Origin of the sequence: Kineococcus arenarius subsp. arenarius (genome assembly GCF_050871845.1) — a bacterium.
Taxonomy (GTDB): domain Bacteria; phylum Actinomycetota; class Actinomycetes; order Actinomycetales; family Kineococcaceae; genus Kineococcus.
The window spans coordinates 1-11,852 of the sequence record NZ_JBJLSE010000112.1; the positions used below are offsets into that span (position 1 = coordinate 1).

Consider the following 11,852-nt stretch of genomic DNA (forward strand, 5'->3'; position numbering starts at 1 on the left):
CCCCCCGCCCGCCCCGCGCGCCCGCGCCCCGGGCGGGCGGGGGCGGGCGGCGGGGGGGGGGGGGGGGGGCCCGGCCCCCCCCCCCCCCCCCCCCCCCCCGACGGGACGGCGCTGGCCGCCCGGCAGTTCCTGGCGCGCGCGCGGTCCCTGCACCCCTCCTCGCGCACCGCGCTGGGCACGTCGTTGGCGAGCGCGCTGCTGGCGCACGTCGCGCCACCGCCGCCGGCGGGTACCGACCCGGAGCGGTTCATCACGGCCGTCCTGGTCGAGCGCCGCGACCGCGAGCTGGCCCGCCTGCAGCGCCGGGCGCGGCGCACCTCCGAGCTGGAGCGCTCGGTCGTGCGGCGCTGACCACCCGGCGGGACCCCTCAGAGGTCCACGTCACCGCCGAAGTCACCGCCGAAGTCACCGCCGTCGTCGAACCCGCCGCCGTAGTCACCACCGCCGCCCTCGTCGTACCCGCCGTCGGCGGCGCCGGAGCCGTCGTCGTACCCCTCGTCGTAGCCGGCCTGTTCGCCCGCCTCGTAGGCCTGGTCGTCGCCGACGTGCTCGTTGCCGAAGTCGTCGGGGATGAGGGCGTCGGCGATGGCGGTGCCGACGAACGCGCCGGCGACCCCGGCGAGCAGGCTGCCGCCCAAGCCCATGCCCATGCCGCCGCCGAACCCACTGCCGCCGAACCCGCGGCCGTAGCCCCCGCCGTAGCCGGGACCGCTGTTGAAGACCTGCACGAGGGTGCCCGGTCGGCGCACCTCCGCGCGCGTGGCCGTGCGGGCCAGGGAGGTGGCGTCGTCACCGCGCAGCTCCGAGGCGGGCACCGCCGCGGCCAGCTGCTCCAGGACCTGCCGGCGCTGCTCGGGCGTCAGCTTCGCGAAGGCCTCGGCGTGGGCCTGCTCGACCTGGTCCGGCGGTGCGGTGCGCAGCAGGTACCGGTAGCGGGCGATCGCCGCCTCGTCGGGGTCCGCAGCGGCTCCCGCCACCCCGCCCCGCGCGGGGTGCGGTGCGGGGTGCGGTGCGGGCGGCGCCCACTGCTCGCGCTTCGGACGGCGGCCCAGCAGGCGGTCCAGGAGACCCACGGTGCGTCCTCCTCGGTAGGGGGGCTCCAGGCTGCACCGCCGCGCCCGCGCGCGCTCGTCCAGCACACTGGGCGGGGTGTACGAGGAGCGCGCGTCCGCGGTGCCGGGGGCGGTGCGGTGGACGCACCGGCCGGTGCCCGGCGACGCCCCCGGCCTGGTCCTGCCCGACGGGTGCGTGGACCTGCTGTGGTCCGGGCGCGAGCTGGTCGTGGCGGGCCCGGACACCCGCGCGCACCCGGGCGCGGGCGGCGGGCCGTGGGCCGGGGTGCGGCTGCCGCCCGGGCTGGCTCCGGCGGTGCTGGGGGTGCCGGCGGTGCAGCTGCGCGACCGGCGGGTGCCGCTGGCCGACGTCTGGGGTGCCGCGCGGGTGCGGGAGCTCACCGAGCGCGTCGGCGCCGCCGTCGACCCCGCCACCGCCCTGGACGCGCTCACCGCCCACCTGGTGCGCCGCGCGCCGGCGCCGGACCCGCTGGTGCGGCACGCCGCCCGGCTGCTCGCGCGGGGCCTGCCCGTCGCCCGGGTCGCCGGTGAGCTGGGGGTCGGCGAGCGCCGCCTGCACCGCACCAGCCTGACGGCCTTCGGGTACGGGCCGAAGACGCTCGCGCGCGTGCTGCGCCTGCAGCGGGCGCTGGCCGCCGCGCGGGCGGGGCGGCCGGCGGCGCTCGTGGCGGCTGAGACCGGCTACGCCGACCAGCAGCACCTGGCGCGGGAGGTGCGGGCGCTGACCGGCACGACGCTCAGCCGGCTGCACCGGTGAGCGGGGCGAACAGGTCCACCGCGCCGCCGTCGGGGTCCAGCACGACGGCGTAGCGCTGCCCCCAGGCGGCGTCCCACGGCGGCAGGTGCGCTGCGGCCCCCGCCGCGACGAGGTCCGCGAACACCGCGTCGACGCCCGTGGGGGTGCCGCAGTCGAAGGCCAGGGCGGTGCGGTGCCCGCCGGTGGGGCGCGTCCAGCCGGGGTCGAAGGATCGCACGACGTCCTCGCGGTCCCAGGCCAGGCGCAGCCCGCCCGGCAGGGTCGTCTCGACGTGGGGCAGGTCGTCGGCCCCGGTCGGCAGGTCCAGGCCGAGGCGCCGGTAGAAGGCCAGGGAGGTGGCCACGTCGGCGACGACGAGGCCGATCAGGTCCAGGCGGGGAAGGGGTCGGGTGTCAGCGGGTCCGGTGTCCACGAGCACCACGGTGGCAGCCGCCGGGTGGGGCCGTCGTGGACGGATCGGACACCCCCGCGGGACCCGCGGGCCGGGCCCCGCGCGCGTCGCGGGCGCGGCTCAGCCCGCAGCGCCGCGCAGCACGCCGGTGGTCACCAGTTCCTCGGCCACCTCGCGCAGCTTGACGTTGGTGTTCTGGGAGGAGTGCGTCAGCAGGGTGAACGCCTGCTCCGGGGTGATCCGGTGCCGCTCGACGAGGACCCCCTTGGCCTGCTCGATGACGGCGCGGGAGGCCATCGCGCGGCGCATGTTCTCGGCGTCCTCGGTGGAGCGGGCGTGGGCGTCGGCGTTGGCGACGGCGATCGCGACGAACGCGGCGACCTCCTGGCCGATCACGACGTCCTCCTCGCCGAAGGCGCGGGGGTGCGAGGAGTAGCAGTTCAGCGCCCCGATGCTGCGGCCCTGCACCGGCAGCGGCAGCGACAGCGAGCTGCCGATGCCCGCGGCGGCGGCGGCGCGGGCGTAGTCCGGCCAGCGCTCCTCGGTGCTCGTGTCCTCGATGACGAAGACCTGCCCGGCGCGGCCGGCGTCCATGCAGGGGCCGTAGCCGCGCTCGTACTGCATCTCGTCGGCGTCCAGGGCCATCTGCCCGTCGTGGGCGACGGTGAAGGCCCGCTCGCCGCGCAGCAGCGTGGAGGAGACCGACTCGGCGCCGCGCAGCGCCTTGCGGGCCAGCCCGACGACCTCGCCCAGCACGTCGTCGAGGGTGCGCTCGGCGATCAGCACACCGGCGAGCGCTGCGTGCAGCTCGCTCAGGTCGGTCATCGGGACTCCTCGCTCGGGTGGGTCGGCCCCCAGCATCGCACCGTGGCCACCGCCGGTGACGGCGAACGCCCGGCAGCCCGCGCGGGGCTGCCGGGCGTTCGCCGGTGCGGGACCGCTCAGTAGCGGTACTCGTCGGTCTTGTAGGGGCCGGCGACGTCCACGCCGAGGTAGTCGGCCTGCGTCTTCGTCAGCTCCGTCAGCTTCACGCCGAGGGCGTCGAGGTGCAGGCGGGCCACCTTCTCGTCGAGCAGCTTGGGCAGCACGTGCACGCCGACCGGGTAGGAGTCGTGCCTGCTGAACAGCTCGATCTGCGCGAGCACCTGGTTGGTGAAGGAGTTCGACATCACGAAGCTGGGGTGGCCGGTGGCGTTGCCCAGGTTCAGCAGCCGGCCCTCGGACAGCACGATGACGCTGTGCGCGCCGCGGCCGTCGGCGGCGGGGATGCGCCACTCGTGCACCTGCGGCTTGATCTCGACCTTCTCCACGCCCGGCACGCGGGCCAGGCCGGCCATGTCGATCTCGTTGTCGAAGTGGCCGATGTTGCCCAGGATCGCCTGGTGCTTCATGCGGACGATGTCCGCGGCCATGACGACGTCGCGGTTGCCGGTCGCGGTGATGACGAGGTCGGCGGTCTCGACGACGTCGTCCAGGCGGGCGACCTGGTAGCCGTCCATCGCGGCCTGCAGCGCGTTGATGGGGTCGATCTCGGTGACGATGACGCGCGCGCCCTGGCCGCGCAGCGACTCCGCGCAGCCCTTGCCGACGTCGCCGTAACCGCACACGACCGCGACCTTGCCGCCGATGAGGACGTCGGTGGCGCGGTTGATGCCGTCGATCAGCGAGTGGCGGGTGCCGTACTTGTTGTCGAACTTCGACTTCGTCACGGCGTCGTTGACGTTGATCGCCGGGAACGGCAGCACGCCGTTGCGGTGGTACTCCGCCAGGCGGTGCACGCCGGTGGTCGTCTCTTCGCTGACGCCCTGGATGCCCTCGGCCACGCGGGTCCAGCGCTGCGGGTCCTCGGCGAGGGACTTCCGCAGCAGCTCCAGGACGACGCGGTACTCCTCGGAGTCGTCCTCGGTGGGCTCGGGCACGGCGCCGGCGGCCTCGAAGCGCTTGCCCTCCAGGACGAGCATCGTGGCGTCGCCGCCGTCGTCGAGGATCATGTTCGGGCCGACGCGGTGCCCGTCGGCGTCGGTGCCCCAGTCGAAGATGCGCTCGGCCAGGCGCCAGTACTCCTCGAGGGTCTCGCCCTTCCAGGCGAACACCGGCGAGCCGGCGGGCGCCTCGGGGGTGCCGTCGCCGACGACGACCGCGGCGGCGGCCTGGTCCTGGGTGGAGAAGATGTTGCAGCTGGCCCAGCGGACCTGCGCGCCCAGGGCCACGAGGGTCTCGATGAGCACGGCGGTCTGCACGGTCATGTGCAGGGAGCCGGCGATGCGGGCGCCGGCCAGCGGCTGCGACTCGGCGAACTCGGCGCGCAGGGCCATCAGGCCGGGCATCTCGTGCTCGGCCAGGCGCAGCTCGTGGCGGCCGGCCTCGGCGAGGGAGAGGTCGCGGACCTCGAACTCGAACGTCATGCGGGACTACCCCTCCGGGGGATCGGTGGCGTGGACTCCCGGCGCGGCCCCTCTGGACCACTCGGCATCACCGGACGCCGGAGTCCTCCCAGGGTACGCGCCGGTCCCGACACCGGTCGCGGTGCGCCGTGGCGCGCGGGGCGGCGCGCTCACCCCAGGCGCTGGCGCAGGTCCGCCACCTGGGGGGACGTGGCGGGGTCCGTGCCGCTGGCGAGCGCGAGGTACGCGGCGGCGAAGTCGGTGCGGGCGATCACCTGCGCCAGGCGCACCAGCGGCTCGCCCGGCTCGGCGACGACCTCGCTGACGCGGACCCCGGCGTCCTCGGCGGTCCGGGCCACCGCGTCGGCGACCACGCGCTCGGCGTCGGGCACGGCGGCCGGGGCGTCGCGCAGCAGGGTCAGCTGCAGCCGCGGACCGGTCGGGCCGTCCAGGAACGGGTCGGCGAAGACGTCCTCGGGCCGGGCGGCGAAGGGGCCGCCGAAGGTGGCGACGACCTCGCTGGCGTCGTCCGGCAGCGCCCCGGCGACGGCGGGGACCCGCGCGGTGCGCGCCAGCACGGAGGCGGTGCGGCGGGCCGCCGCGGCCATGAGGTCGCCGTCGGCCAGGACGACGGGCACGGCGCCGGACAGCTCCACCGCCAGGGCCTTGGCGGGGTTGACGAAGACCTCCGACCACGGCCGGCAGGCCTCCGCCTCGGCGTCGAGGCGGTCGGCGACCGCGGCCAGCACCGGCGCCGGGGTGCGCACGAGGTCCAGCGCGTGGGCGGCCAGGAGGACCGGCGTCAGCAGCGACCACAGGGACACGCGCGAGGAGCGGGTCCCGGCCTCCGCGGCGCGCACGCCCCGCGCCGGGGGGACGTGGACGTTGCCCGGGCGGGCCCCGAGCGCCGCCAGGGGCGAGCCGTCCGCGGCGACCGCGACCACGCGCGCACCCCGGCGCACGGCCTCGGTCGCCAGGGCCAGCGGCCCGGGGGCGCGCCCGGACATGGACACCGCCACCACCAGGTCCAGCGGGCCGACCCAGCTGGGCAGCGGCCCGCCGCGGCGGGCCACCAGCGGCACGGGGCAGCTGCGCCCGGCCAGGGAGGTCAGCACGTCCGCGACGACGGAGGCGCCGCCGAGGGCGGCCACGACGACCGCCCGGGGGCGGCCGTCCTCGGCGAGCCGGCCCGTGCCGGCCCCGGCGGACAGCTCCACGGCCTCGCGCACCTGCGCCCCGGCACCGGCCAGGGAGCGCAGCACGCCGGAGGGGTCGGCGGCGGTGAGGGCGTCGCCGTCGCCGAGCAGGGTCTCGTCCAGGGCGTTCACCGCTGCTCCTCCCACCGGGCGCGCACGTGCTCGGGCACGTCGAGGGCCTCGTCGGCCAGCAGGACGGGCACGCCGTCGGTGACGGGGTAGCGGATGCCGTCGGCGGTGGTGAGGAACAGCTCCCCGTCCACCTCCCGCGGTTCCAGCGGCTCGCGGGTCAGCGGGCAGCGCAGCAGCTCCAGCACCCACGGCTCCAGCCGCAGGCCCGCGGGTGCCTCCCCGGCGGCGCTCACCGCGCACCCCCGCGCACCACGGCGAGGACGCGGTCGCGCACGGCGGCCATCGTCTCGCGGTCGGCGCCCTCGGCGTTCAGCCGCAGCAGCGGCTCGGTGTTGGAGGCGCGCAGGTTGAACCACCACATCGGCTGCCCGCCGGTGCCCGGGGAGGTGACGGTCAACCCGTCCAGGTGGTCCACCTCCAGCTCGCGGCCCTGCGCGGCGGCGAGGTCGCGCTCCGCCGCCAGGACCCGCTCGGTGACGGCCGCGGCGTCGTCCACGGTGGAGTTGACCTCCCCGCTGGAGACGTAGCGCTCGTACTCGGCGGCCAGCTTCGACAGCGGCACGTCGCTCTCGGCGAGCGCGGCGAGCACGTGCATCGCGGCGAGCATGCCGGTGTCGGCGGACCAGAACTCGCGGAAGTAGTAGTGGGCGGAGTGCTCGCCGCCGAAGACGGCGCCCTCCTCGGCCATGCGCTGCTTGATGAAGGAGTGGCCCACCCGGGTCCGCACCGGCACGCCGCCGTCCTCGGCGACGATCTCGGGCACGGCCCGGGAGGTGATGAGGTTGTGGATCACCCGGGGCTCGCGGCCGGCGGCGCGCTCCTTGGCGATCTCGCGGCGGGCGACCAGCGCGGTCACCGCGCTGGGGCTGACCGGGTCGCCGTTCTCGTCGACGACGAAGCAGCGGTCGGCGTCGCCGTCGAAGGCCAGCCCGAGGTCGGCGCCGGCGCGCGGGACGGCGGCCTGCAGGTCGCGCAGGTTCGCCGGCTCCAGCGGGTTCGCCTCGTGGTTGGGGAAGGTGCCGTCCAGCTCGAAGTAGAGCGGCTGCACGTCCAGGGGCAGCGCCGGCAGCCCGGCCGCGTCGCCGAGCACGGCGGGCACGGTGTGCCCGGCCATGCCGTTGCCGGCGTCCACCACGACCTTCAGCGGCCGGGCGCCGGACAGGTCCACCAGGGAGCGCAGGTGCTCGGCGTACCCGGCGAGGAGGTCCTGCTCGGTCACCGAGCCGGGCGCGGCGGCCCCGGCGGAGACCTCGCCGGCGTCCAGCCAGGTCTGTGCCAGGTCGCGCACGGCGGCCAGGCCGGTGTCCTGGCCCACGGGGCGCGCGCCAGCCCGGCACAGCTTGATGCCGTTGTACTGCGCGGGGTTGTGGCTGGCGGTGAACATCGCGCCGGGCACGTCCAGGGAACCGCTGGCGAAGTACAGCCCGTCGGTGGAGCACAGCCCGATGAGCACGACGTCCACGCCGCGCGAGGCGACCCCCTCGGCGAACGCCGCCGACAGCTCCGGGGACGAGGGGCGCATGTCGTGGCCGACGACCGCGCGGGGGGCCGGGCCCCGCGCGGCCTCCGGCAGCACCACCACCTCGGCGAAGGCGGCGCCCAGGGCCCGCACGACCGCGGCGTCGAGCTGGTCGGGCACGACCCCCCGGACGTCGTAGGCCTTGACGACGGACGACAGGGAGGCGCTCACGCGGGGAGCCTACAAGCGTCCGTCGTCGGCCAGTGGGGTCGCGGACGCCCGCCGGGTGGGCGGCGGGCGCCGGGCCCTCACTGCTTGCGGGTGCGCTCCAGCACGGAGTCCACGCTCAGCGGACCGCCCGAGGACAGCCAGGTGCGCTCCTCGCAGACGTGGCAGGAGATGAAGCGGACGGGCGTGCCGTCCGTGAGCGACATCGACAGCTGCGTGACGCGCTCGCTGCCGCAGGTGCCGCAGGCGGTGCCCTCGCGGTGCCCCGCCTGGGTCAGCGACCCCAGCGGCGGGGCGGGACGGGCAGCGCGGGAGCGGCGGGTGCTGCTGGGACCGACGGGCACGGGGACCTCCGGGGCTGGACTCGGGGCGACACCCGTCCATCGGCAGGTCCTCGCCGCGCCTTGAGCCCCCGTCCGGGGGACGGGCGGGCTCAGGGCAGGTGGTCCTCGCGCAGCACGCGCAGGTGCACGCGCCGCACGGCCGGGGCGTCGGGGTCGACGCCGGGGCCCCGGGCGCCGGGCCGGTCGCGGACGGCCTCGGCGACCGCGAGCAGGTCGTCGTGCCTGCTGGCGGCCTCCACCAGTTCCGGCGCCAGCCGCACGACCTCCCAGCCGCGCGGGGCGGTGAGGCGCTCGGCGTGCTCGGCGCAGAGGTCGTAGCAGTGCGGTTCGGCGTAGGCCGCGAGGGGGCCCAGGACGGCCGTGGAGTCGGAGTAGACGTAGGTCAGGGTCGCGACCGCGGTCCGGCCGCACGCCGTCCGCGAGCACCGCCGCACCGCTGCACCGTGACGACCACCACCGCCTCCGGCGGGACTCGTGCGGGGAGCGTTCACCCGCCGAACGCTACCGCTGATCCCGCTCCCCCGGGGGGCTCCGGCGGGGCGGAGCGCGCCGTGTCGCGACGGGCGCGGCGCGCGACGACGCACCGGGACGGGCTTGGTACGTTGCGCCGGTGAGCACGCCCAGGGCGCACCGCCGGCGCCGCCGCGTGCGGCGCGACCGCCACGGCCGCGGCCTGCGGGGTCCGCTGCTGCCCGCCGTGCTGCCGGCGGCCCGCACCCGCGCCGAGCGCTTCGACGACCTGGTGCTGGACGCGGTGGAGCTGCTGGAGCGGCGCTGGGCCGAGCAGCTGGCCGGCGTGGAGTTCGCGGTCGAGGACGTCCCGCCCTCCGACCCCGCCCCGTGGGAGGACGAGGTCGTGCCGCTGGGCCGGCTGTTCCCCGCGGACGGTTCCGGGCCGGCGCGCGTGGTGCTGTACCGGCGGCCGCTGGAGACGCGGGCCGGCGGCGAGGACCTCGAGGACCTCGTGGCCGACGTCGTCGTGGAGCAGGTGGCGCACCTGCTGGACATGGACCCCGAGGAGGTCGACCCCCGCTACGGCGGCGAGTGAACGCCCCGCCACGGCGGCGGGCGCCGCGGCGGCCTCAGCCGGTGCGGCGCTTGAGCCGGCGGCGCTCCCGCTCGGAGAGCCCGCCCCAGATGCCGAAGCGCTCGTCGTTGCCCAGGGCGTACTCCAGGCACTCCTGGCGCACCTCGCAGGACTGGCACACGCGCTTGGCCTCGCGGGTGGAGCCGCCCTTCTCGGGGAAGAACGCCTCGGGGTCGGTCTGCGCGCACAGGGCGAGCTCCTGCCAGCCCGGGTCCTCGGGCGTCAGGCCGGACAGCCCGGTGGGCGGGGCGCCGAGGACCGAGGGGGCCTGGGGCACCTCCTCGCGCAGGGGGGCCACGAGCCGCAGCTCGGGACGCCCGCCGGGCAGGCCCGGGTGCTCGGGACGGCGGACGCCGCCGTCCTCGTCGTGGTGCTGGACTTCGATCTCCACTGGGAGCCCCCACAGCCTCGGTCTGTCACTACCGGTGACGCGACGGTCACGGAAGACCACCACTGGTGGAATTACACGCGTGTCGTCCGCACTAGTCAAGCCCGCCGTGGTATCACCTGCGCCCCCCACGTCACACCCGTCACGGCAGCACCACCGATCGGGCCCCTCCCTCACCCGTCCGGCCGTACCGGTGCACCCGTGAGGGGTGCCCGCTCGCGACCGCCGCGGGGCGGGGCGGCGACAATGGGCCGGTGAGCCCCACCACACCCGACCGCACCTCCGCGCGCCCCCCCGGCACCGCCCCCCTGCGCATCGCGGCCCTGGCCGGCGGCGTGGGCGGAGCGCGGTTCCTGCGCGGCCTGCTGGCCGCGCTGCGATCCAGCGCGGACCCGGCCCGGCGCGACGCGGAGGTCACCGTCGTCGTCAACACCGCCGACGACGTCACCCTGCACGGGCTGCGGATCAGCCCCGACCTGGACTCCGTGATGTACACCCTGGGCGGCGGCATCGACGAGGAGCGCGGCTGGGGCCGCGACCACGAGACCTCCGGCGTGGCCGACGAGCTCGCCCGCTACGGGCGCACGCCCACCTGGTTCACCCTGGGCGACAAGGACATCGCCACCCACCTGGTGCGCACGCAGGCGCTCGCGCAGGGCCGCACGCTCTCGCAGGCCACCGACGAGCTGTGCCGGCGCTGGCGGCCCGGGGCGCGGCTGCTGCCGATGACCGACGACGTCGTGGAGACCCACGTCGACCTGGCGCCCGTGCCCGAGGCCGAGCGCGCCGCCCACGACGGCGAGGCCGGCGAGCGGCGCGTGCACTTCCAGGAGTGGTGGGTGCGCCTGCACGCGGCCGTGCCCGCGCTGCGCATCGAACCGGTGGGCGCCGCCGCCGCCCGCCCCGCCCCGGGGGTCCTGCAGGCCCTCGCCGACGCCGACGCCGTCGTGCTGCCCCCCAGCAACCCCGTGGTCTCCATCGGCTCGATCCTGGCGGTGCCGGGGATCCGCGAGGCGCTGGTCGCCACGGCCGCACCGGTCGTGGGCGTCTCCCCCGTCATCGGCGGCGCCCCGGTGCGCGGCATGGCCGACGCCTGCCTGTCGGCGATCGGCGTGCCCACCACCGCCGCCGCCGTGGCCGGCCTGTACGCCGACTTCCTGGACGGCTGGCTCCTCGCCGAGGGCGACGAGGCCCCCGCGCCCGGGCCGCGCCCGCTGGCCGTGCGGCGGCGCCCGCTGCTGATGAGCGACCCGGCCGCCACCGCCGCCCTCGCCGGGGCCGCCCTGGACCTGGCGGACGAGCTCGCCGGGGAGGTGCACGCCGCGTGACGCGCTCCACCACCAGCCTGCAGGTCGTCGGGATCACCGGGGTCGGCGAGGTGGTCGCGGGCGACGACCTCGCCCGCGTCCTCGTCGACGCGCTGCACGCCCAGCGCGCCTCCGTCGTGGACGGCGACGTCCTCGCCGTGTCCAGCAAGGTCGTCTCCAAGGCCCGCGGCCTGACCGCGCCGCTGGCGCAGCGCGAGGCCGTCGTCGCCGCGCAGTCGGTGCGCACCGTCGCCGCGCGCCGCACCCCCACCGGCCTGGCCACCGTCGTGCAGTCCGCCGCCGGGCCGGTGATGGCCGCCGCCGGCGTCGACGCCTCCAACGTCGCCGACGGCACCGTGCTGCTGCTGCCGGCCGACGCCGACGCCGAGGCCCGGGCGCTGCGCGCCGCCCTGCGGGAGCTGACGGGCGCGGACGTCGGGGTGGTCGTCACCGACACCGCCGGGCGGGCCTGGCGCGAGGGGCAGACCGACTTCGCCCTCGGCGTGGCGGGGCTCGACGTGCTGGACGACCTGCGCGGCGAGCTGGACGCCTCCGGGCGCCCGATGAGCGTGACCGCCCGCGCCATCGCCGACGAGGTGGCCGCCGCCGCCGACCTCGTCAAGGGCAAGACGGACGGCGTGCCGGCCGCGCTGATCCGGGGGCTGGGCGCGCGGGTCGGCGCCGACGACGGGCCCGGGGCGCGCTCGCTGCTGCGCCCGGCCGCCTCGGACTGGTTCCGGCTGGGCCACGTGGAGGCCGTGCGCGCCGCCCTCGGCGCCGCGGCCGTCGACGCCCCGCCCGTGGTGCCCGGCACGCTCGCGCAGCGCCTGGACCGGGTCGCGGAGGTCGCCACCGCCGGCGGGCCGGGGCGGTGCCTCGTCAAGGACGACGGCGCCGGGCCGGTGCTGCGGCTGTCCGCGGAGGACGCCTTCGAGCTGGGGGCGCTCGCGCAGCGGGTGCTGGCGGCGCTGTGGACCGAGGACCTGCGCGGCGCGGTGCAGCGCGACGGCGAGCGCGAGGCCCTGGTGCGGGCGGTGCCCCTGCCCTCCTGACCCCCACCCACCCCCTCTCCCTCCCGGGGGCGGAAACCATGGTTTCCGCCCCCG

General features: G+C 77.3%; 14 protein-coding genes and 1 pseudogene. 5 read left to right on the forward strand and 10 right to left on the reverse strand.

Translation table 11 applies throughout. The features are described 5' to 3' along the window. Positions 1-351 (forward strand): annotated as a pseudogene (locus ACRYM0_RS18345) (hypothetical protein); the annotation flags it as partial. A 17-nt stretch (positions 352-368) separates the two neighbouring features. Here the strand turns inward: ACRYM0_RS18345 and ACRYM0_RS18350 are convergent. Beyond that, positions 369-1,073 carry a hypothetical protein gene (locus tag ACRYM0_RS18350; RefSeq protein WP_432507283.1) on the reverse strand — a complete coding sequence of 235 codons (705 nt, stop codon included), beginning with the start codon at positions 1,071-1,073 and terminating at the stop codon, positions 369-371. Between the two features lie 76 nt (positions 1,074-1,149). Here ACRYM0_RS18350 and ACRYM0_RS18355 point away from each other — a divergent pair, with 76 nt between their 5' ends. Continuing rightward, on the forward strand, positions 1,150-1,830 hold the full coding sequence (locus ACRYM0_RS18355; protein ID WP_432507284.1) for a helix-turn-helix domain-containing protein: 681 nt from the start codon (positions 1,150-1,152) through the stop codon (positions 1,828-1,830). Here the strand turns inward: ACRYM0_RS18355 and ACRYM0_RS18360 are convergent. From ACRYM0_RS18360 to ACRYM0_RS18395, 8 genes are all read right to left on the reverse strand, one after another. After that, complete coding sequence (locus ACRYM0_RS18360; protein WP_432507285.1) at positions 1,811-2,242, reverse strand: VOC family protein; 432 nt, start codon at positions 2,240-2,242, stop codon at positions 1,811-1,813. The two genes, ACRYM0_RS18355 and ACRYM0_RS18360, sit on opposite strands and share 20 nt — an antisense overlap. Positions 2,243-2,341: 99 nt before the next feature. Next, a complete protein-coding gene (locus ACRYM0_RS18365; protein WP_432507286.1) occupies positions 2,342-3,046 on the reverse strand; it encodes a GAF and ANTAR domain-containing protein in 705 nt (234 codons plus the stop codon). Positions 3,047-3,162: 116 nt separating this feature from the next. Then, complete coding sequence (gene ahcY, locus ACRYM0_RS18370) at positions 3,163-4,626, reverse strand: adenosylhomocysteinase (RefSeq protein WP_432507287.1); 1,464 nt, start codon at positions 4,624-4,626, stop codon at positions 3,163-3,165. A gap of 149 nt (positions 4,627-4,775) precedes the next feature. Beyond that, positions 4,776-5,933 (reverse strand): SIS domain-containing protein, encoded by a 1,158-nt coding sequence (locus ACRYM0_RS18375; protein ID WP_432507288.1) that lies wholly within the window; start codon positions 5,931-5,933, stop codon positions 4,776-4,778. Continuing rightward, positions 5,930-6,166, reverse strand: coding sequence for a Trm112 family protein (locus ACRYM0_RS18380; RefSeq protein WP_432507289.1), 237 nt, complete (start codon positions 6,164-6,166; stop codon positions 5,930-5,932). Before ACRYM0_RS18380 ends, ACRYM0_RS18375 begins: the two co-directional genes overlap by 4 nt. Then, positions 6,163-7,623 carry a phosphomannomutase/phosphoglucomutase gene (locus ACRYM0_RS18385; RefSeq protein WP_432507290.1) on the reverse strand — a complete coding sequence of 487 codons (1,461 nt, stop codon included), beginning with the start codon at positions 7,621-7,623 and terminating at the stop codon, positions 6,163-6,165. The genes ACRYM0_RS18380 and ACRYM0_RS18385 overlap by 4 nt, the downstream gene beginning before the upstream one ends. A gap of 77 nt (positions 7,624-7,700) precedes the next feature. After that, positions 7,701-7,964 carry a hypothetical protein gene (locus tag ACRYM0_RS18390; RefSeq protein ID WP_432507291.1) on the reverse strand — a complete coding sequence of 88 codons (264 nt, stop codon included), beginning with the start codon at positions 7,962-7,964 and terminating at the stop codon, positions 7,701-7,703. An 89-nt stretch (positions 7,965-8,053) separates the two neighbouring features. After that, positions 8,054-8,398, reverse strand: a complete 345-nt coding sequence (locus tag ACRYM0_RS18395; RefSeq protein ID WP_432507292.1) for a DUF3499 domain-containing protein — start codon at positions 8,396-8,398, stop codon at positions 8,054-8,056. A 176-nt stretch (positions 8,399-8,574) separates the two neighbouring features. On the opposite strand from ACRYM0_RS18395, the gene ACRYM0_RS18400 reads away from it, so the two are divergent. Further along, complete coding sequence (locus tag ACRYM0_RS18400) at positions 8,575-9,012, forward strand: metallopeptidase family protein (protein ID WP_432507293.1); 438 nt, start codon at positions 8,575-8,577, stop codon at positions 9,010-9,012. 34 nt (positions 9,013-9,046) lie between these two features. On the opposite strand, the gene ACRYM0_RS18405 is transcribed toward ACRYM0_RS18400, so the two are convergent. Continuing rightward, complete coding sequence (locus ACRYM0_RS18405) at positions 9,047-9,286, reverse strand: WhiB family transcriptional regulator (RefSeq protein WP_432482215.1); 240 nt, start codon at positions 9,284-9,286, stop codon at positions 9,047-9,049. A 461-nt stretch (positions 9,287-9,747) separates the two neighbouring features. On the opposite strand from ACRYM0_RS18405, the gene cofD reads away from it, so the two are divergent. Beyond that, positions 9,748-10,767 (forward strand): 2-phospho-L-lactate transferase, encoded by a 1,020-nt coding sequence (gene cofD, locus ACRYM0_RS18410; protein WP_432507295.1) that lies wholly within the window; start codon positions 9,748-9,750, stop codon positions 10,765-10,767. Continuing rightward, a complete protein-coding gene (cofE, locus tag ACRYM0_RS18415; protein WP_432507294.1) occupies positions 10,764-11,798 on the forward strand; it encodes a coenzyme F420-0:L-glutamate ligase in 1,035 nt (344 codons plus the stop codon). The genes cofD and cofE overlap by 4 nt, the downstream gene beginning before the upstream one ends. Positions 11,799-11,852: the final 54 nt, after the last annotated feature.

What these genes read in the sequence shown, in the direction of transcription:
- ahcY (WP_432507287.1), bottom strand. Translation starts at nt 4,626, where the DNA reads ATGACGTTCGAGTTCGAGGTCCGCGACCTCTCCCTCGCCGAGGCCGGC.
- ACRYM0_RS18365 (WP_432507286.1), bottom strand. Translation starts at nt 3,046, where the DNA reads ATGACCGACCTGAGCGAGCTGCACGCAGCGCTCGCCGGTGTGCTGATC.